Genomic DNA, 20,297 nt, shown 5'->3' on the forward strand with positions numbered 1-20,297 from the left:
CAAAGCACGCGGTTGCGGCATTGCGCCGAATTGCTGCGTCGCAGCAGCGTGCATTATCCTTCGCGCCTTTCCGGGCGTCGTCCGGACCCCGCAATCAGGAGCAAGCTGTGGCCTTGGAACGCGTTCCCGCCGGCGCCGACGTGCCGAACGAAATCAACGTCATCATCGAGATCCCGAAGGACGCCGAACCGGTCAAGTACGAGGTCGACAAGGCCAGCGGCGCGATCTTCGTCGACCGCGTGCTGTCCACGCCGATGCGCTATCCGTGCAACTACGGCTACGTGCCGCAGACCCTTGGCGGCGACGGCGACCCGCTCGACGCGCTGGTGATCCTGCCGCTGCCGCTGGTGCCCGGCGCGGTGATCCGCTGCCACCCGGTCGGCATGCTGAAAATGACCGACGAGGCCGGCGGCGACGAGAAGCTGGTGGTGGTGCCGGTGGCGAAAGTGTTCGCCGGTTACGCGCACATCACCGACATCAGCCAGGTCTCCGGCCACTGGCTCGAGCGCATCGGCCACTTCTTCGAGCACTACAAGGACCTGGAGAAGGGCAAGTGGGTCAAGATCGACGGCTGGGTCGGCGCCGAAGAAGCCAAGCGCGAGATCCTGGCCGGCGTCGAGCGCTACGTCGCGGCGGCGGACTGACGTCGGGCTTTCGCAAGCGCGCCGTCGCCTCTCTTCCGCTTGCAGGAACCCCGCAAAGCCGCAACTGATGTCATCCCCGCGAAAGCGGGGATCCACTTGCGCTTTTCCTGCGTACGATCAAGAGCAGGATGGATTCCCGCTTTCGCGGGAATGACGAAGCCTCTTGCGGCGACGGCGCCTCTTGCGGGAACGGGGTCTCTTGCGGGAGAGACGATGAGTTGCCCGTGCGGGCGAGGAACGAGTGGTCCGCTCGGGCCTGACGCGCAACCGTTCGACGGCGAAGACGTCAATCGTCGGAGAAATCCTCGGCCGGATCGCGCGTGTGCGCGACCGCCGGGTCGATGCCCGAGGCGAGCGCTTCGCGCACGTTCCAGATCGACATCTCGCCGCCGCGGAACGGCTGCGAGAACACCGGCGTGGCGCGGAAGCGGAAGCGGCGGTAGAAGCTCACCACCAGCCCGTCGGGATTGCGCTGCGCCCAGGCGTCGAGCTCCTTCGCCTCCATCAGGACCGGCAGCGGCTGGGTCAGCCGCCCGGCGAACTCGTACACGCCGTGGTGCCAGCCCAGGTGCACCACCGCCTGGCCGCGCTGCTGCGCCTGCGCGATGCGCTCGCCGATCGCGCTCATGTCGTAGCGCTGGCCAGGCCCTTCGACGACGGCCAGCTTGATCAGCAGCGCCACCGTGATCATCGCCAGTGCCGGCAGCGCCGGCGTGCGCGCGCGGCGCGCGAAGACCAGCAGCAGCACGCCGAGCCCGGCCAGCACGAAGCCCCAGGCCGGCGTCGCGTCGCCGACGTAGGCCAGCCGCTCGCGCGTCGCCGCGAAGTACGGCGCGGCGGCGAACACGAATCCGAAGGCGACCAGCAGCAGCGCGAACAGGCCGCTGCGCACGCGCAGCGCACCGCGATCGAGCGCAAAGGCCAGGCCGAGCGCCACGCCCGGAATCGCCGGCAGCAGGTAGTGCGGCTGCTTGCCGCCGATGAACGAGAACGCGAGGAAGGTCGGCACGACCCAGACCAGCGCCAGGCGCAGCGCAGGCTCGGGCAGCAGCGCGCGCAGCTCGCGCCAGCGGCCGCGGATGACCAGCGGCCACGGCAGCAGCATCGCCGGGAAGACCACGCCGTACCACCACCACGGGCGGCTGTGCGTGCTGGCGCCGACTACGCCCTCGATGCGGTCGAAGGTCTGGTTGAGGAAGATCGCGCGCGCGTACTCCGGGCCGCCGTGCAGCGCGGCCGGGATCGCCCACGCCAGCGCGATCGCCGCGCCGAGCAGGAAGGCCAGCGCGAACGCGCCGAAGTAGCGCGCGCGGCGCCCGGCCAGGCGATCGCTCCACCACGGCGCGCCGAGCGCGACGATCGCCACGAACAGCAGCATCACCGGGCCCTTGACCAGGATGCCCAGTCCGGTCGCGACGCCGGCCAGCACGATGCCGCGGCGCGTGCGCCCGACGGCGAGGTCGAGCAGGCCGTGCACGGCGAGCAGCACGCAGGTCGTCAGCGGCACGTCGAACATGATCGCGTTGGCGAACGCGGCGAAGTAGATCGCGCCGAGCAGGATCCACATCGCGTTGCGCGCCGCCGTCTGCGAGCCGCCCATGCGCAGGGTCAGGCGCTGCAGCAGCAGCAGGCTGGCGATCGAGCACAACAGGGTCATCGCGCGGCCGGTCCAGGCGTGCACGCCGGTGACCAGCCAGCCGGCGTTGATCATCCAGAACAGGAACGGCGGCTTGTGCGCGTAGGTGTCGCCGTTGAGGTGCGGCACCAGGAACTCGCCGGTCTGGCGCATCTCCCAGGCGACCGCGAGGTAGCGCGTCTCGTCGATCGGCACCGGCACCAGCAGCCAGACCACCGGCAGCAGCAGCAATGTGCCCAGGAACAGCGGATGATCGAGCAGCCGGCGCCAGGCGGGCGCCGCGGATTGAAGAAGGCTCACGGAGACGGATCACAGCACGGGAAGCGCGCAGTATACGAGGGAGCGTTCCGGCCTGAGAGCCAGGCCGGCAAGCGGGCCGGCCGACGCCCCCGCTTTTCAGCCCTCAGCCCTCACCTCTCAGCCCTCACCCCCCAATTCCTATCCGCGGCGCAGCAGCTCGCGCAGGTCGAGGATCGCCGCGTTCGCGCGCGAGATGTAGTTGGCCATCACCAGCGAGTGGTTGGCGAAGAAGCCGAACGGACGGCCGTTGAGCACGATCGGGCTGCCGAGCGGCTTCTGCGATTCCTCCAGCTCGCGGATGACCTGGTCCAGGCTGATCAGCGCGTTCTTGTCGTGCAGCACCGGAGCGAAGTCGATGCGCGCCGCCTCCAGCTGCTCGCGCAGCGCCCAGGTGTAGCCGCGCGCCTCGTAGAAGTTGTCGTCGATCTTCGTCCACGGCGTCTGCACCAGGCGCGGGCTCTCGGCCGGCTTGGACTGCTGCGCGTTGCGGTCGCCGGCCAGGTCGGTGTCGATGCGCACCTGCCCGGCCGCCGCCGACAGCCGCTGCGACAGCGAGCCGAGCCGTGCGGAAACCGTCTGCAGGTAGTCGGCGAGGTTGTCGGCGCGGGCGTAGAACTGCGCGTTGGAGGCGTCGTCGTCGGCCAGCCGCGTCAGATAGCCGTCGACGTGCGCGATCGCCTTGCGGTACTGGCTTTCGGAACTGGGCAGCAGCCAGCGGTCGTTGGGCGAGCTGAACAGCGGTTCGGCTTCCTGCAGGTCCTTGTCCTCGACCGACTGCGTCTGCGAACGGCTCCAGTCGTTGCGCAGCGTGCGCGCGAGGTCGCGCGTCGCGGTCAGCGCGCCGAATTCCCAGTTCGGCACGTTGTCCATCAGCACGCCGGGCGGGAACCTGTCGTTGCTGAGATAGCCGCCGCGCTTGTCGAGCAGGGTCTGCGCAATCGTCAGCAGGGCCGACGTGGTGACCGAGCCGGTCACGACCGCCTGCTTCTTCGCCGCGGCGCGCTCCTGCGCCGCCTTGGCCACGTCGAAATGCGGCGGCTCGTAGTCCCACCACCACATCAGCGCGAGCACGACCACCACGTACGCGGCGAGCGCCACGCCGATGCCGCGGACGATCCAGCCGCGGGCGCGATTACCGGTTGCGTCCATGTCGTCCCTCGCTCGGTTGGCCTGAAGAGGAGCCGCGCGGCGGTCGGCGCGGCCGCGCGGCATTGCGCCCCATTCTAGGCCAAGGCGGGGCTATTTCTTCTTTCCGTTGCCGCTCTTGGCCGGCTTGGCCGGTTCGCCCTTGGCGCCGAAGTTCTCCATCAGCGTCTTCATGTCCTCGGCGTGCTCCTCCTCGACGGCGAGGATCTGCTCGAGCAGGCGCTTGGTGGTCGTGTCGCGGTCGCCGACGTAGTGGATGATCTCGCGGTAGCTGTCGATCGCGATGCGCTCGGCGACGAGGTTCTCCTCGATCATCGCGGCCAGGTCTTCGGGCACGACGAACTCGGAATGGCTGCGGCCGGAGAGCCCGTCGGGCGAGAAGTTCGGCGTGCCGTCGAGCTGGGTGATGCGCTCGGCGATCTGGTCGGCGTGGGTCTGCTCCTCGGCCGCGTGCTCGAGGAACTCGGCGGCGACGCTCTTGGCGTTGATGCCCGAGGCCAGGTAGTAGTGCGCCTTGTAGCGCAGCACGCAGACGATCTCGGTGGCGAGCGCCTCGTTGAGGAGCTTGAGCACCGTCTGGCGGTCGAGCGTGTAGCTGTCGGTGACGGCGCCGCGTTCCATGTGCGCGCGGGCGCGCTTGCGGATCGTCTGGATGTCGGAAAGGAACGGCCTGTCGTTGCCGAGATTCGCGGTCATGCCTGCCTCCTGTGGGTGGGATGCCGGGTCCGTTGCGGACGCACGCAAGGGTCCGGCGCATGGTACGCCGCGCGCATGTCTTCGAGCTGACTGAGCGGAATTGGCGGCACCGGGCCGCCGCAAAATGGCGGCGCGGATCAGGCGCGCGCCGCGCGCGGGGCGCCGCGCGAGGTTTCCTCGCTGGCCGGCGCCGCGTCGGGGCGGCGCACGGCGCGGCCGAGCAGGCCGCGCAGGGCTGCGCCGAGATCGACGCCGTTGCGCAGCGGAACCTCGCTCGCGGCCGGCCCGATGCGGGCGAAGAATCCCGCCAGCAGGTCGCGATACTCGCGCAGCCCGGCCTCGTCGGCGCCGTGACGGAACCACAGCGCCTGCCAGTGGCGCACGAACAGGCCGGCCAGCTGCGCGGCTTCCTGCAGGCGCGGATGCGGCTCGGCTTCACCGAGCAGGAAGGTCACGTGGTCGCGCAGTTCCCAGTAGCTCATCGGCGACTGGCTGTTGACCGACTCGAACGCGAGCACCGGCTCGGGCGCGCCCGCCTGCGGCGCGACCCGGCGCGGTGACCAGTTCCCCTTCGGCATCGTGTGCGGCCGGCCGGCGTTGACCAGATCCCAGAACGGCGGGCCGCCGATGCTGTCGACGACCAGGTGCACGCGCGCGCGGTCGGCGTCGTTGAGCACGTGGTGCATGCGCCAGGTGTCGAAGATCCAGCACTCGCCCTCGGCCATGTTGATCTGCGTGCCGCCGCAGGAGAACCGCACGGTCGGCTGGGTCACGATCGGCACGTGCACGCGCACGCGCTCGTTCCAGTAGTAGTCCAGGTCGACGTGCTCCTCGACCTCGGCGCGGCCGGACAGGCGCATCAGGCGGATGCGCCCGAGCACCGCGCCGAGGCTGCCCAGCACCTGGCGCAGGTACGGGCTGCGCTGCAGCGCCGGGGTCGGACGCATCGGCCCTTCGAGCGAGTCGCCGCGCGCGGGATCGCCGTCGACGGCCGCCAGCGGCAGGGCCGAGTTGCCGGCCATGCCGGTCGGATGCGGACGCCACAGGCTCTCGTCGAAGGCCGCGATCTCGGCGGCCAGCGCCTGCGCGTCGAAACTCAGCGGCAGCTGGATGAACGGTACGGGAAGCTTCATGCGCGGCTCTCGTCAGGCGCGGGCTCGTCAGGCGCGGTCGCGTCCGCCGGACGCATGCCCGGCGGACGGCGGCGATCGCCGCATGATAGCCGCATCACGCGCGCCGATAGACCTCGGCGCCCTGCTCGCGGAACTGCGCCGCCTTCTCCGCCATGCCGCCGGCCAGCGCGTCCGCGTCGCCGACGCCGTGTTCCCTGGCGTAGTCGCGCACGTCCTGGGTGATCTTCATCGAGCAGAACTTCGGTCCGCACATCGAGCAGAAGTGCGCGGTCTTGTGCGCGTCCTTGGGCAGGGTCTCGTCGTGGAATTCCTTCGCCTTCTCCGGATCCAGGCCGAGGTTGAACTGGTCGTCCCAGCGGAACTCGAAGCGCGCCTTGCTGAGCGCGTTGTCGCGCGCCTGCGCGCCGGGATGGCCCTTGGCGAGGTCGGCCGCGTGCGCGGCGATCTTGTAGGTGATGATGCCGTCGCGCACGTCCTGCTTGTCGGGCAGGCCCAGGTGCTCCTTCGGCGTCACGTAGCAGAGCATCGCGGTGCCGTACCAGCCGATCATCGCCGCACCGATCGCCGAGGTGATGTGGTCGTAGCCGGGCGCGATGTCGGTGGTCAGCGGCCCCAGCGTGTAGAACGGCGCCTCGCCGCATTTCTCCAGCTGGCGCTCCATGTTCTCCTTGACCAGGTGCATCGGCACGTGGCCGGGGCCCTCGATCATGGTCTGCACGTCGTGCTTCCAGGCGATCTGCGTCAGTTCGCCGAGGGTGTCCAGTTCGGCGAACTGCGCCGCGTCGTTGGCGTCAGCGATGGAGCCCGGACGCAGGCCGTCGCCGAGCGAGAAGGCGACGTCGTAGGCCTTCATGATTTCGCAGATTTCCTCGAAGCGCTCGTACAGGAACGATTCGCGGTGATGCGCCAGGCACCACTTGGCCATGATCGAGCCGCCGCGGCTGACGATGCCGGTGACGCGCCGCGCGGTCAGCGGCACGAACGGCAGGCGCACGCCGGCGTGGATGGTGAAGTAGTCCACGCCCTGCTCGGCCTGTTCGATCAGCGTGTCGCGGAACAGCTCCCAGGTCAGGTCCTCGGCGACGCCGCCGACCTTCTCCAGCGCCTGGTAGATCGGCACCGTGCCGATCGGCACCGGCGAATTGCGCAGGATCCACTCGCGCGTCTCGTGGATGTGCCTGCCGGTGGACAGGTCCATCACGGTGTCGGCGCCCCAGCGGATCGCCCACACCATCTTCTCCACTTCCTCGGCGATCGAGCTGGTCACCGCGGAATTTCCGATGTTCGCGTTGATCTTCACCAGGAAGTTGCGGCCGATGATCATCGGCTCGCTTTCCGGATGGTTGATGTTGTTCGGAATGATCGCGCGGCCGCGCGCGACTTCCTCGCGCACGAATTCGGGCGTGATGCGCTTCTGGATCGCCGCGCCGAACGACTGGCCGGCATGCTGCTTGAGCAGGTGCGCCTCGCCGATCGCCTCGATGCGCTGGTTCTCGCGGATCGCGATGTACTCCATCTCCGGCGTGACGATGCCGCGGCGCGCGTAGTGCATCTGCGACACGTTAGCGCCGGACCTGGCCACGCGCGGCTTGGGAATGTTCGGGAAGCGCACGTCGGCCAGCTGCGGCGCATTGGCGTGCCGGCGCGTGAACGGCGAGCTGAAGTCGGCGAGCCGCTCGGTGTCGCCGCGCCCGTCGATCCAGCCGGCGCGCAGCGCCGGCAGGCCGGCGGCGAGATCGACGCGATAGGCCGGATCGGTGTACGGCCCGGAGGTGTCGTAGACCGCGAACGGCGCGTTCTTCTCGGCGCCGAACAGCGACGGCGTGTCGGCCAGCGCGATCTCGCGCATCGGCACGCGGACGTCGGCGCGCGAACCTTCGACGTGGATCTTGCGCGAGCCCGGGATCGGCCGCGTGACGGAATCGGAAAGCTCTGCGGTCTGGCGCAGCAGTTCGGAAGGTACGGCGTTCATTTCAAGCTCCTCGATATCGGGCCGACAGAGGGAGCTTTCCGTGAGAAGTCCGCACGTAAACGCGCGGTTTTCGCCTCTTGCGCGCAAGCACGCAAAAGCACATCAAGCTCCCTACACCGGTGCTAACCGGATCAGGTTCGAAGGGACTCTCTCAGCCGGCGACCGCCGGCACCCCCGCTTCAAGGCAGCCATTGAAACACGTTCACCCCGGCGCAGCCAGCCAGCGCCGCCGGACCGGTCCGGCGGCGGAAGAAACCGCGCTCACGAGCGCCTGCGGCGCGACATCGCCGCGCCGCCGCCGAGCATGACCAGCAGCAACAGGCTCAGCAGCGCGGCCGGATCGTCCACCGGCACCGCCGTCGGCAGCGATCCGGCCGGTGCGGCGGCGGCGGCGAGACGTCGCCCGTCCGCGGCGGAGCGCCACGCCGCTGCGGCGCCTTCGCGCGCCTCCGGCGGCGGCATCGTGCGCGCAACGGACCGCCGTGTGGATGCCGGTTCCGTCGCTACGCCAGTGGCGTTTCCGCGCGCCAGCTGCACCGCTTCGACGCCGTCCGCGTACGGCACGTCCACGCCGTCGCGGAACACCACCAGCGTGTCGGTGTCGGCGGCTTCGCCGGCACCGTCGGCGCGGGCGAGGAAGGTGGCGGTGGCGGCATCGCCGTCGGCGCGCACCGGCACGCGGACGATCCACACCAGGCTGGTGCCGGGCGGCAGCGTCGCGATGTCGGCGAAGCCGCCCGCACCCTGCGCCGTGCAGGCCGTGCCCGGCGCGCCGCCGACGCAGGTCCACTGCGTGTTGGCGACGTCGAAGGCGGCGTCGAGATCGGCGCCGACCGTCACGCCGTCGGCTGCGCCGTTGCCGATGTTGCGCAGGGTGACGAAGTAGTCGCGCACCTGGCCGTAGCGCGCGTAGTCGCCGCCGTCGGTCACCTCCAGCTGCAGCCGGGCGCCGCCCGCGGCGCAGGCCACGTCGACGTCGATGACGTCGGTGACGCCGATCGTGCCTTCGGCGTGGACCAGCGTGCAGTGCTGACCGGCCGGCTGCGCGCTCACCGCGACGACGTAGCCGTCGCCCGATGCGAAGTGCGGCGCGAATGCGTAGGCGCCGTTCGCGGCGAGAGTCAGCTCGCTGCCGCCGTTGATCGACAGCGTGATCGAGGCGCCGCTCGCCAGGCCGCTCAGCGTGCCTCCGACGGTGTAGGTGAGCGCCGGGCCGCAGTGCACGACCACGTCGGTGACGTCGACCTCGCCGACCGTGCCGCTGCCGTTGGCGACCGCGCAGATTTGCGACGGTTCGCCCGGCTGCGTGGCAACGGTCACCGCATAGGGATCGCCGCTGGCGATGGCCGTCTCGAACGCGAACGAGCCGTCGCTCGCGACGGGCAGGCTTTCCGTGCCGTTGAGCGAGAGCACCAGGCCGCTGCCGGCCAGTCCGGTGACGGTGCCGCCGATCGCATGCACAGCCGGCGCGAACGCCACCTGCACCGTGCAGTCGCCGTCCAGCATCGCCGTGGTGAACGTGTTGTCGGCGAGGCTGCCGCCGCAGCCGCTCGCCGACTGCACGGCGCTGCCGGCATCCGCCTGCAGGGCCAGGGCGACCGCCGGTGCATCGGGCTCGATGCGGTACCAGGCGGCGCACGCACCCGTGTCCTGCCGGCACTCGGCGATCGCCGCGCCCAGCGGCGTCGTCGCGGCGATCGCGCCGACCTTGCCGGCGCCGCTCACCGCGACGACGACATGCGCCTGGCGCACTTCCGCCGCACCGGCGTCGCAGCCCGCGCCTTGCGGACGCGCGACGCCGCGCGAGTCGGCCGCGGGAGCGTCGTCGCAGGCGAGCGCATCGATCGCGGCGCTACCGGTTCCGGGCAGCAGCACCGGCATCGCGCCGTCGGCATCGTGCAGCGCGCCCAATTGCGGATTGCCGGCGACGGTCTCGGTGCAGGTCACGCCGGCGGGACAGGCGCCCTGCAGGACGCTGCGGCGCACGCTCACCGTGCCGCCCTGGCTGGCGACCTCGTCGGGCGAATCGCCCCACAGGATCGACTCGGCCAGCGTCACCTGGGCCGTGCCGCCCAAGCTGAAATTGGCGACCGCGCCGGCGAACGGTGCGTCGTTGGCGCTGAAGGTGACGTTCGCCAGCGTCGCCTCGGCGCTGCCGTCGGTACCGCCCACATTGATGAACGCACCGGCCCCCTGGGTGGCGCTGTTGCCGCTGAAGGTGACGTTGCGCAGGTGCGCGCGGGCGACGCCGCCGCCCTCGCCCGCGTTCGCCACCGCGCCGCCGAGCGCGGCGGCGTTGCCGATGAAGGCGGCGTCTTCCAGCACGGCATCGCAGCTGCCCTGCGCCTGCGCGACGCAGGCCATGCCGCCGCCGGACATGGCGAAGTTGCCGCGGAACAGCAGCCGCCGCAGGGTCGGACCGCACGCCTGGCCGGCGCCGTAGCAGAGCAGTCCGCCGCCGCCCGACAGCACGGTGTCGGCGCCGTCGGCCTGCCCGCCGCTGAGCGTGAAGCCGTCCAGCACGGTGTCGGCCGTGGCGGCGTCGATGCGCACGACGTGGTAGCTGTTGCTGCCGACGATGTCGGTCGCGGCGGCAGTGACGCCGTGCGCGTCGACCACGTCGTCGCCGCCGATGTCGCCGGACAGCACGCTGCGATGCACCGCCGGATCGCGCTGATCGCGGGCGCTCTCGGTACCGGCGAAGCCGCCGTACACGGCGACGCCGGAGCGGATCGCGAACGTCGCCGCGCGATCGGTGCCGGCCGCCGGCCGGTACGCGCCTTGCGCCACCCAGACCTCGCTGCAGGCCGGATCGGCGAGCGCCGACGGCAGGTCGGTCGCCTGCGCCCAGCTGCTGCCGTCGTTGCCGCCCGCGCCGCCGACGGCGACGCGGCAGACGGCCGCCTGCGCATGCCCGAAGGCACCGCCGGCCAGGCACAGCGCGCCCAGCCACAGCGCCGCGGAAACCGTTCCGTGCGTAGCCGCGATCCTCATTGGGTTTCTCCCGTGTCTTCGTTCGTGTCCTGCGCCAGGGCGAACGGACGCTCCGCGCCTTCCAGCAGCACGATGGATGTGTCCTGCGCATCGACCGCGCGGCCGACGACGAGCCGCGCACCCGCGGCGACGCGCGCCCACGCGCTGGCGTGCTGGCGGCCGGCGCGATCCGTGCCGAGCAGGCGCACGAAGTCCGCGCCGCCGAAAGCCAGGCGCTGCACCTCGACCCCGCCGGCAGGCGTGCGCAACGCGCGCACGACGGCGATGCCGTCACCGCGGGCGGGTGGCCACGGGATCGGCACGCTCTCCAGCGGCGGCAGCGGCTCGACCGCCTGCGTGCCGTCGGCGTAGGGCACGTCGAGGCCGTCGCGGAAGATCACCAGCGTGTCGGTGTCGGCGTCCGAAAGGCCCGAGGGCAAGTCCACCGTGAACGTGGCCTGGTCTTCGGTGCTGCCGGCCAGCACCGGCACGCTGACGATCCAGGTCACGCTGCTGTTGGCCGGCAGGTTCGCCGTGTCGGCGAAGCCGCCGGCGCCGGCGCTGCCGCACAGGCTCGCGCCGCCGAGGCATTGCCACTGCACGTTCGCCACGTCGAAGGCGGCACTGAACGCGCCGACGAGCGCCACGCCGTCGGCGGCGACGTTGCCGCTGTTGCCGAGCGTGACGAAGTAGTCGCGCACCTGTCCGTAGCGCGCGAACTCGTGGCCGTCGTCGACGTCCAGATGCAGCTGCGCCTGCAGCGGCGCGCAGCTCGCGTCGACGTCGGTGACGTCGGCGCCCTGCACCGTGCCGGTGGCGTTGGCGAGCGTGCACAGCTGGCCCGGCGGCTGCGTCTTCACGGTGACGACGTAGCTGGCGCCGTCGGCCAGCCGCGGCAGGAACGCGTAGGCGCCGTCGGCGGACACGGCCAGGTCGCCGCCGCCGTTGAGCTGCAGGACCAGGCCGCCGCCGGCGAGCCCGCTCACCGTGCCGCCGATCGCGTAGGCGGTCGATGCGCCGCAGTTGACGACCACGTTGTCGACGTCGACGGCGCCCATCGTGCCGCTGCCGTTGACGACGACGCAGTCCTGCGCCGGCGACTGCGGCTGGGCGGCGACCGTGACCGAGTACGCCGCGCCCGGCGCCAGCGCCGTGGTGAAGTCGAAGCGGCCGTTGGCGGCGATCGGCAGGGTTTCGCCGGTGCCGTCGAGCGACAGCACGAGGCCGTCGCCGAGCAGGCCGATGACGGTGCCACCGATGTGGTGCGGCGGTATCTCGCCTTCCTCGTTGACGACCGCCACGTCCGGCGGGTCGATGCCGGCGTAGGCCGGGTCTGCGCTGCTCGCCGGCGCGATCACGACCGTGTAGGCCTGGTCGCCGTCGACGACGCCGTCGTCCAGGCCGCTGACGGTGACGGTCCGCGGCTGGTTCCAGTCCGCCTGCGTGAAGGTCAGGCCGGCCGGGGCGACGAGGCCTTCGGTGGGGTCGCTGCTGGACAGCGTCACGCTGACGTCGGCGGCCGGGTAGCGCTCGAGCACGATCGTGAAGGTGGCCGTGCCGCCGGCCTCGGTGGTGACGAGGCCACCGGTCGGCGAAACCGCGATGCCGGCCGCGACGGAGGCGGTCTGGTATTCGTAGGCGCCCATGTCGATGAGCGGCGCGTCGCCGTTGCCGGTGTCGGTCACGCCGGCGTCGTCGAACGGACGCGGGTTCAGGTCGAGGTCCGGCGCCATCTCGTCCGTGTCGCCGTCCTCGTCGGCGTCGAAGGCGTCGGTGAAGCCGTAACCGTTGTCGCCGGCGTCGATTGCGGGACTGCCGGCGTCGAGGCGGTAGTCGCCGGGCGTGCCGACGAAACCGGGCGGCTGGTCGAGGTTGCCGTTCACGGCGGGGACGCCCGGCACGATGCTGTGGGTGGGCGAGACGTTGCCGAGGCTGCCGTACTGGTTGTCCCAGACGATGCCGTTGTGCAGCTGTACGTTCGCCGACGGCCGCGAGAGCAGCTCGCCCTGCACCGCATTGCCGGCGATCGTGACGTTGCGCATTTCCGCCACGGCGGTGTCGTCGTGGAAGAAAAGCAGCGAGCTGCCAGCGGCGGACAGCTGGTTGCCGGCGACGAGGCTGCCGACCATCGCGAAATAGCTCTTGTTCCAGATCACCGAGCGGCTGTCGCCGTCGCCGTTGTCCTCGAAGCGCGACTGGGCGACCAGCGTCACGTCCCCGCCGGGAATCGCGTCGGCGTCTCCGCCGGCGATCGCGGCACCGTCCACCGCGGCGTTGCGCTCGAAGCGCGAGGTGACGAGGGTCGTGCCCGCATGCGTCGCGATCGCGCCGCCGCGCGTCGCCGCGCGGTTGTCCTCGAACAGGCTGGCCTTCACCAGCAGCACGCCGTCGGCGCGGATCGCGCCGCCTTCGGTGTCGGCCGAGCCGTTGCGCAGCTGCATCGCGTGCACGGTCAGGTCGCCGCCCGCGGCGACGTCGAGGAAGCGGAACGGCGGCGCCGAGGCGTCGCGTTCCAGCGCGCCGTTGCGAAGGGTCAGCACGCCGGTGACGACCGGCAGCGCGTCGGCGCCGTTCGCGTCGGTGTACGGGGCGTCGCCGAACACCAGCGCGTTGTCGTCGAGGTCGATCACGTCGTCGCTGGCGTTGAGGTTGGCGCACTCGATCGCCTGGCGCAGCTCGGCCACGCGCGCGGCGTTGTCGGCGCCGGCCAGCGTGTAGGGGAAGACGAACGCGGCGCAGCTGCCGTCCACGTTGCTCAGCGAGAAGTCCGCGCCCAGCGCCGGTCCGTCGCCGTTGGCCGCGACGGCGGTGACGGTGTACGGCCCGCCGACGACGTCGTTGGCGACGGCCGTGGCTTGCGCACGACCGTCGGAACCTATCGCGGACGGGGTCAGCAGTGCGCCGGCGCCGCTGGCCGGTCCGGCGAAATCCACCCGGCCGCCCGCGACCGGTTCGCCGCCGTCGACGGCGACCACCTGCACCACCAGCGGATCGGCGAAAGCCGTGTTCACCACCGCCGACTGCCCGCTGCCGCCGACCCGCGTCAAGGTGAATCCGCGCGATTCGAACGCGCCGACGTCCGGCGTGCCGACGCGGGCGAGGCCGCGCGCGTCGGTGGCGGGAATGTCCTGGCCGTTCGCGGCGCCGGCGTTCAGCGCCGGGCTGCCGGGCAGCAGCGCCACGGTGCGGGTGGCGCCGCCGTAGTCGCCGAGCGGACCGACCCGCGCCTCGGTCACGCCGATCCGGTTGCCGTTGACCCCGTCGGCCAGTGCGGCGCCGGACTGCACACCGATCACGTTGTTGAACGACGTGGCGAGATCGACCGTCGCGCTGTCCGTCGTGCCGATGTCGTAGGCGCCGTTGCCGGCCAGCAGCGAATTGGTGATCGACAGCGTCGCGTTCATGCGCAACTGGAGGCCGCGCGCCTGGTTGTCGACCACCGTCGCGTTGACCAGCCGCGCCCGCGCGGCGGCACCGCCGCCGAACACGATGACGGTGTTGTTTCCTTCGGTGCCGGCGACCGTGGTGTTGCGCACCAGCAGCGGCCCGTCCCAGACCTCGAAGGCGCCGCCCATGTTCGCCCGGTTGGCGGCGAAGACGCTGTTTTCGAAGGTGACCGCCGCGGACGCGTAGATCGCCCCGCCGCTGCCCGAAGTGCTGCGGTTGCCGGAAAAGTCCACGCCCTCCACGCTCAGCGAGGCGCCGGAGAAATGGATCGCGCCGCCGTTGAGCGTGCTGCCGCCGGCCCGCCCGTTGCGCACGGTCAGCTGGCGCAGGGCGAAGTTCAGGCCGGTCGCGTTTTGCGCGAAGAACGGCCGGTGCGCTCCGGCGCCGTCGATGATCGTGGCGGCCGCGCCGTTGCCGGTGATGGCGAGGTCGCCGCCGGACGCCAGCAGCTCGGGCAGCGGCGAGGCCAGCGTGATGACGCCGTCGGCCGTCGGCGCGAACGTGATCGTGCTCGCTTCCGTGCTGGCCATCGCGTCGAGCATCGCCTGCCGCAGGCTGCCGGCACCGCTGTCGCCGGTGTGGGTGACGAGGAGGGTTTCCGCCGCCGCGGGCGCAGCGGCGGCGCAGCACAGCGACAGCACCGGCCACAGCAGCCGGTGCCTTCCCCGACGCGCGAGGTTCCTCATGAACGTTCTCCGTGTGATCGGCCTTGCGCGGTCCGTCCGCGCAGCGCGGCGCGCAGGAAAAACGGACGGCAACGGGCCTGCCGCGATCGTCGGCGAACGCCGCGCGGCTGCCCATGTCCTGAGCGGACGCCGGCATGCACGCAGCGGACATCCTGCCCGGTGCGGAGCGGACATTCGCGCAGGATCAAGGATTTGCCGGACGCCTCAGTGCTCGCCGAAGCGCGCGCGGTAGCTGCGGTAGAGGTAGGCGGGATTGTCCAGCCCGCAGCGTGCGCCGGCCTCGACCAGGGTGCGGCACGCGCCGCTGCGCAGCAGGTGGCGCACGCGCAGCAGGCGCTGCTCGCGCACCCAGGCCTGCGGCGACTGGCCGGTCAGCTCGTGCACGCGGCGGCGCAGCTGGCGCTCGGACAGATGCGCCCGCGCGGCCCAGTCGGCGACGGAGAAATCGGACGCCTCGATGCGGCCGAGCGCGACGCCGAGCAGCGCATCGACGTCCGCGCCATCAGCCGGCGGCACGGCCAGCCGCGCGGCGGCGGCCGGCCAGGCGCGCTCGATCGCCTCCAGCAGCGCCTCGAAGCCGAACGGCTTGGCCAGGTAGGCCGCCGCACCGGCGGCCAGGCCGGCCTCGCGGTCGCGGTCGGCCGCCTTGGCGGAAATCAGGATCACCGGCCGGCGCTGCGCCGCCGGCACCTCGGTCAGGCGCCGGCACAGGTCCACGCCGCTGGCGCCGGGCAGCATCACGTCGCTGACCACCAGGCGGATGCCGGCGTCCTCCGCCAGCGCGCGCCACGCCTGCTCGGCGCTGCCGGCGCAGACCACCGGCACGCGCTCGCCCAGGCGCTCGGCCAGATACGCGGCAAGGTCGGGATGGTCCTCGACCAGCAGCACGCGGCCGTTGCCGTCGGCGCGCGGGCCGGGTTCCGGCAGCGGCGCATCGACCGGCGCCTCCGCCAGGGCCAGATCGTCCAGCGCGACGTGCGCGCTGCCCAGCGGCAGCTCGACGCGGAACGTCGCGCCGGCGCCGCGCGCGCTGGCCGCCGCGATGCGGCCGCCGTGCAGTTCGACCAGCTCGCGCGCCAGCGCCAGGCCGATGCCGAGCCCCTCGCGTCCCTGCCGCGGCGGGCCGGCGACGCGGAAGAAGCGCTCGAACAGCTGCGTGGCGAGCGCGGGATCGAAGCCCGGCCCCTGGTCCTGCACCTCGACCACGGCGTCCTCGTCGTTGCCGTGCAGGCGCACGGTGACGCGGCTGCCCGGCGGGGCGTGCTTGATCGCGTTGTCGATGAGATTGCCGAACACGGTGGTCAGGTATTCGCGATCGCCGAACAGCGTCCGCTCTCCCCCCTCGGCCTCCAGCGCCAGCTCGGCGCCGGCGCGGCCGGCCATCGGCCGGTAGCCGTCGACGATCTCGCTCAGCAGCGCGGCCAGGTCGAGCCGGCGCAGGCGCAGGCGCATCTGGCCGGATTCGGCCTGCACCAGGCCGACCAGCTGCTCGACCAGTCCGCGCAGGCGGTCGAGCTGGCGCAAGGACAGATCCAGCCGTCCGCGATCGGCCGGCGCGAGCGCGGCGGCGCGCTCGCGCAGCTCCTGCAGCGGCAGCGACACCAGCATCACCGGCGTGCGCAGCTCGTGGCTGACGTCGGCGAGCAGGCGCGAGCGGAACCGGTCCAATGTCTCCAGCCGCTGCGCCTGCTCGGCCAGGCGCAGGTTGCTGTGTTCGATCTCGCCGTGCGTGCGCGCCAGTTCCGCGTGGGTCTGCGCCAGCTCCGACAGGGCCGCTTCCACACGGCTCTTTTCGGTGCGCAGCTCGTCCGTGCGCCGGCGCACCTGCCGGTCCAGCTCGACCGCACGCCGGCGCAGCCGCCCGACGCGCAGGCGCACCGCGGCCAGCACCAGCAGTCCGGCGGCCGCCAGCAGCAGGAAGCGGAACACGCCGGTCTCGTACCAGCGCGGCGGAATGCGGAACTCGAACGCGGTCGGCGCGTCGGCCCAGATGCCGTCGCTGTTGCCGGCCAGCAGCTCGAAGCGATAGCGGCCGGGAGCCAGGCCGGAAAAACCGGCGGCGCGGTGATCGGGCAGCTCGGTCCAGCCCTGCTCCAGCGGCAGCAGGCGATAGCGGAAGCGCACCTGCGCGCCGGCGTGCAGATCGGCGGCGCCGTAGCGCACGAGCAGGTTGCGCACGCCGATCGGCAGGTCCGCGCCGCCGACGCCGGCCAGCGCGCGGCCGTCGCTCTCCAGGCCGTCGATCACCGCCAGCGGCGCGCGCTGCCGCAGCGGCATCGCCAGCGGATCGAAGCGGACGATGCCGCGCTGCGACGGAAACCACAGCCGGCCCTGCGCGTCGAACCCGGCGGCGGGCTGCACGCCGCCGTTGCCCTCCAGTTCGGAAAGACCGTCGGACAGGCCGAGCACCAGCGGCGACAGGCGCGGGCGCGTGCCGGCGAGATGCTCGAGCAGGTCGGGACGGCTGATGCGGAAGATGCCCTGGTTGCTGTTCACCCACAGGTGCCCCTGCGTGTCCTCGCGCACCGTGTGCGGGCTGTTCGACGGCAATCCTTCGGCCCGCCCCAGGCGGATCGCGCCCGCGCCGTCCGCATCGTCGGCGGCCACCCGCACCAGGCCGCGGCCTTCGGTGCTGATCCACAGCGCGCCGTCGCCGGACCGGTACAGATCCCGCACCGAGGTGTGCGACAGCAGCGCGGCGGCCACCGGCTGCACGGCGTCGCCACTCATGCGCCAGACGCCGCCGGTACCGCCGAACCAGATCTCGCCGCCCTCGGACAGGGCCAGCGCGTTCACGCGCAGGCGCTGCGCGGCCTGCGGCCACAGGCGCTGCCACGCGTCGCGCTGCTGCCGCCAAGCGCCGGCGGTCGTGCCCAGCAGCAGGCGGCCCGAATCGTCGAAGCGGATCGCCAGCACCTGCTCGCCGAGCAGCTCGTCCGGCAGCGCCATCGCCTCGAAGCGCGCCGCGCCCGCGGCGCGGCGCCACAGTCCGGGTGCGTAGGTGCCGGCGTAGATGCTGCCGTCCGGCGCCGCCGCCACCAGCCAGGGATTGTCGCCGGGAAGGCCTTCGGCGCGGCCGTACGCATGCACGCGCCCGTCGCGGTCGACGGCGCGCAATCCCTGCCCCAGGCTGCCCAGCCACATCGTGCCGTCGCCGTCGCGCGCGACGCCGTAGATGTTGCCGCCGTCCAGGCCGATCGCCTCGTCCAGCAGCTCCACGCGCGCGCGATTGAGCCGATGGATGCCGTCGCGCAGGGTCATGACCCAGACCGTTCCGTCGTCGCCGAACAGCAGGTCGAGGATCGCTCCGCTGCTGCTCAGCACCGGTGGCGCGAGCGCGCGGCCGTCCGGCCTGTGCTCGAAGCGCCAGAGATCGCCGTCGCGGGCAATCCACACGGCGCCGTCCGCGGCGCGCCAGCTGCGGTAGCCGGAACCCGCCAGCCGCTCGCCGGTGGCGAAGATCCGCCGCGGTCCGCCGGCGTCGGCGAGATAGAGCCCGTTCGCGGCGCCGATCCACACCCCGTCGGCGTCACGGCGCAGCTGCGCAAGATCCCTCGGAGCGTCGTCGTCCTGCCAATGCGTGACGCTGCCGGTATCCGTCACGCGCAGCAACCGTCCCTGCGTCGCGCACCACAGCGCGCCGTCGGCATCCACCAGCGCCAGATGCGGCGGCTTCACGCTGTCGCGCAGCGACGGCTGCCACAGCCGCTGCCAGGTGCCGGCGCGATAGGACCAGATCTCGCCGGACATCGTGACCATCCACGCTGCGTCGCCGCGCGCCGGCAGCGCCAGCGCCGGTTCCGCACCGGCCGGGAAAATCACGCGCACGGGAAACGCCCCCGTCGCGTCGGGGCAGTGCAGGGCCTGCCCGGTGGTCAGGCACAGGCTGTCCGGGTCGACGTGGCGCACCGCCTGCGGCCGCGCCGTGCCCAGGTCGGCGCGCTCGATGCGGCCGGAACGCACGGCCAGCCAGTCGCCGTGCGCGGTGTAGGCGAACAGGCGCCCGCGCGCGTCGGTGTGCAGCGACTGCACGCGATTGCCGGACATCGCCGGAAAGCGCATCGAATCGTGCACGTCGAAGCGCCGGCCGTCGAAACGCGCCAGGCCGTCGTGCGTGGCCAGCCAGAGGAATCCGTCGACATCGATGCGCGCGGAACTGGCGCTGTCGACCGGCAGCCCGTCGACCGACCCGTAGTGCTGCTGCACCCAGCGCGGCTCCGGGACCGCCGCCTGCGCCAGGCCGGCGGCGAGCATCCAGCCGGACGCCAGCCGTCGGGCGAGGGAAGAAAGCCTGGGCAGCCGCATCGCGGTGGCGCGGTCCGATCCGGTGGAAAACGGCAACAGTGACATCGAAGGCGCGCCAGGTCCACGGCGCGTCGCCGCCGGTGACGACTCGCGCGGTGCGCCGCTACAGTCGCGCGATGGTAAGGAGACGGCGCATGAGGACATGAGGATCGGAATCGTCGGCTACGGCACCGCCGGCCAGGCCGCCGCGCTGTTCCTCGCGCGCGGCGGCCACGCGATCGAGATCTTCGAGCGCAGCCCGCAGCTGCGCCCGGTCGGCGCCGGCTTCCTGCTGCAGCCGACCGGGCTGGGCGTGCTCGACGCGCTCGGCCTTGGCGCCGCGGCGCAGGCGCGTGGCGCGCGCATCGGCCGCCTGCACGGCGAGAACGCCGCCGGCCGCGCGGTGATGGACATGCGCTACGCCGATCTCGACGCGGACGCGTTCGGCCTCGGCATGACGCGCAACGCGCTGTTCTCGCTGCTGCACGAACGCTGCCGCGAGGTGGCGGCGATCCGCACCGGCGTGCGCATCACGGCGATCGCGCAGGACGAACGGCATCTGCTCGACGCCGACGGCGCCGCGCGCGGCCCGTACGACCTGATCGTGGTCGCCGACGGCAGCCATTCGGCCCTGCGCGCGCACAGCGGCGCGCGCGTGCGCGACCGCCTTTATGCGTGGGGCGCGATGTGGTGCCTGCTGCCGGCCGACGGCTGGCCGCATGCGGCCGAGCTGCGCCAGCGCTACGACGGCACGCGCCGGATGATCGGCGTGCTTCCGGTCGGCGCGCACGAGGACGGCGACGCACAGCGCTGGCTGACGTTCTACTACAGCCTCCCCGGCGCCGCCGTCGACGCCTTCGACGGCCAGGCGCTGGAGCGCCTGCGCGGCGACGTCGCGGCGCTGTGGCCGGAACTGGCCGAACGCACCGACACCCTCGCCGATCCGGCCCGGCTCAACCGCGCGCGCTACCGCGACGTCGTCCTGCGCGATCCTTGGCACGGGCGGATCGTGCACATCGGCGATGCCGCCCACGGCATGAGCCCGCAGCTCGGCCAGGGCGTCAACATGGCCCTGCTCGACGCGCAAGCGCTCGCCGACGCGCTCACCGCGCAGGCGGATCCGGCCGCGGCAAGGAACGACTACCTGCGGCGGCGCGCGCGGCACGTGGCGGTCTACCAGTTCCTCAGCCGCCGGCTGACCCCGCTGTTCCAGTCGGACGCGCAGTGGCTGGCGCCGCTGCGCGACGCCTGCTTCGGTCCGCTCGGGCGCCTGCCGCTGGCGAAGCGGCAGATGCTGACGATCCTCGCCGGCGCCAAGCGCAGCTGGTGGCGGTAGCATCGCAGCACACGGACGGCGGCGACGATCGCTCGCGCGCCGCC

At 72.3% G+C, this 20,297-nt stretch carries 10 protein-coding genes and 1 riboswitch; of the genes, 2 read left to right on the forward strand and 8 right to left on the reverse strand.

Annotation, left to right across the window (positions count from 1 at the left end; all coding sequences use genetic code 11):
• Positions 1-107 precede the first annotated feature (107 nt).
• Complete coding sequence (gene ppa, locus ACFO6Q_RS11715; RefSeq protein ID WP_380021204.1) at positions 108-644, forward strand: inorganic diphosphatase; 537 nt, start codon at positions 108-110, stop codon at positions 642-644.
• A 286-nt stretch (positions 645-930) separates the two neighbouring features.
• Here ppa and ACFO6Q_RS11720 read toward each other — a convergent pair whose 3' ends face one another.
• The 8 genes from ACFO6Q_RS11720 to ACFO6Q_RS11755 all read right to left on the reverse strand — a co-directional run bounded on the left by ACFO6Q_RS11720 (position 931) and on the right by ACFO6Q_RS11755 (position 18,983).
• Positions 931-2,580: an ArnT family glycosyltransferase gene (locus ACFO6Q_RS11720; protein WP_380021206.1), complete on the reverse strand. Its 1,650-nt coding sequence runs from the start codon at positions 2,578-2,580 to the stop codon at positions 931-933.
• Between the two features lie 138 nt (positions 2,581-2,718).
• Positions 2,719-3,729, reverse strand: coding sequence for a DUF2333 family protein (locus ACFO6Q_RS11725; protein WP_380021208.1), 1,011 nt, complete (start codon positions 3,727-3,729; stop codon positions 2,719-2,721).
• A gap of 90 nt (positions 3,730-3,819) precedes the next feature.
• Entirely contained in the window at positions 3,820-4,422 is a 603-nt protein-coding gene (locus ACFO6Q_RS11730) for a ferritin-like domain-containing protein (RefSeq protein ID WP_380021210.1), read from the reverse strand.
• Between the two features lie 137 nt (positions 4,423-4,559).
• Positions 4,560-5,555: an aspartyl/asparaginyl beta-hydroxylase domain-containing protein gene (locus ACFO6Q_RS11735; RefSeq protein WP_380021212.1), complete on the reverse strand. Its 996-nt coding sequence runs from the start codon at positions 5,553-5,555 to the stop codon at positions 4,560-4,562.
• A gap of 94 nt (positions 5,556-5,649) precedes the next feature.
• Positions 5,650-7,527 carry a phosphomethylpyrimidine synthase ThiC gene (thiC, locus tag ACFO6Q_RS11740; protein WP_380021214.1) on the reverse strand — a complete coding sequence of 626 codons (1,878 nt, stop codon included), beginning with the start codon at positions 7,525-7,527 and terminating at the stop codon, positions 5,650-5,652.
• 91 nt (positions 7,528-7,618) lie between these two features.
• Positions 7,619-7,713, reverse strand: a riboswitch (TPP riboswitch).
• A gap of 75 nt (positions 7,714-7,788) precedes the next feature.
• On the reverse strand, positions 7,789-10,521 hold the full coding sequence (locus ACFO6Q_RS11745) for a choice-of-anchor Q domain-containing protein (RefSeq protein ID WP_380021216.1): 2,733 nt from the start codon (positions 10,519-10,521) through the stop codon (positions 7,789-7,791).
• Positions 10,518-14,633 carry a choice-of-anchor Q domain-containing protein gene (locus ACFO6Q_RS11750; RefSeq protein ID WP_380021218.1) on the reverse strand — a complete coding sequence of 1,372 codons (4,116 nt, stop codon included), beginning with the start codon at positions 14,631-14,633 and terminating at the stop codon, positions 10,518-10,520. The genes ACFO6Q_RS11745 and ACFO6Q_RS11750 overlap by 4 nt, the downstream gene beginning before the upstream one ends.
• 204 nt (positions 14,634-14,837) lie before the next feature.
• Positions 14,838-18,983 carry an ATP-binding protein gene (locus tag ACFO6Q_RS11755; protein WP_380021220.1) on the reverse strand — a complete coding sequence of 1,382 codons (4,146 nt, stop codon included), beginning with the start codon at positions 18,981-18,983 and terminating at the stop codon, positions 14,838-14,840.
• A gap of 97 nt (positions 18,984-19,080) precedes the next feature.
• Between ACFO6Q_RS11755 and ACFO6Q_RS11760 the strand changes: the two genes are divergently transcribed.
• Positions 19,081-20,253 (forward strand): FAD-dependent oxidoreductase, encoded by a 1,173-nt coding sequence (locus tag ACFO6Q_RS11760; RefSeq protein WP_380021222.1) that lies wholly within the window; start codon positions 19,081-19,083, stop codon positions 20,251-20,253.
• The last annotated feature ends 44 nt before the right edge of the window (positions 20,254-20,297 follow it).

The organism is Dokdonella ginsengisoli, from assembly GCF_042652785.1.
Taxonomy (GTDB): Bacteria; Pseudomonadota; Gammaproteobacteria; order Xanthomonadales; family Rhodanobacteraceae; genus Dokdonella_A; species Dokdonella_A ginsengisoli.

Excerpts from the sequence above, each read along its gene's own strand:
- ACFO6Q_RS11730 (WP_380021210.1), bottom strand. The coding sequence starts at position 4,422 with ATGACCGCGAATCTCGGCAACGACAGGCCGTTCCTTTCCGACATCCAG.
- ACFO6Q_RS11750 (WP_380021218.1), bottom strand. The coding sequence starts at position 14,633 with ATGAGGAACCTCGCGCGTCGGGGAAGGCACCGGCTGCTGTGGCCGGTG.
- ACFO6Q_RS11755 (WP_380021220.1), bottom strand. The coding sequence starts at position 18,983 with ATGTCACTGTTGCCGTTTTCCACCGGATCGGACCGCGCCACCGCGATG.
- ACFO6Q_RS11760 (WP_380021222.1), top strand. The coding sequence starts at position 19,081 with ATGAGGATCGGAATCGTCGGCTACGGCACCGCCGGCCAGGCCGCCGCG.
- ACFO6Q_RS11745 (WP_380021216.1), bottom strand. The coding sequence starts at position 10,521 with ATGAGGATCGCGGCTACGCACGGAACGGTTTCCGCGGCGCTGTGGCTG.
- ACFO6Q_RS11725 (WP_380021208.1), bottom strand. The coding sequence starts at position 3,729 with ATGGACGCAACCGGTAATCGCGCCCGCGGCTGGATCGTCCGCGGCATC.
- ACFO6Q_RS11735 (WP_380021212.1), bottom strand. The coding sequence starts at position 5,555 with ATGAAGCTTCCCGTACCGTTCATCCAGCTGCCGCTGAGTTTCGACGCG.
- thiC (WP_380021214.1), bottom strand. The coding sequence starts at position 7,527 with ATGAACGCCGTACCTTCCGAACTGCTGCGCCAGACCGCAGAGCTTTCC.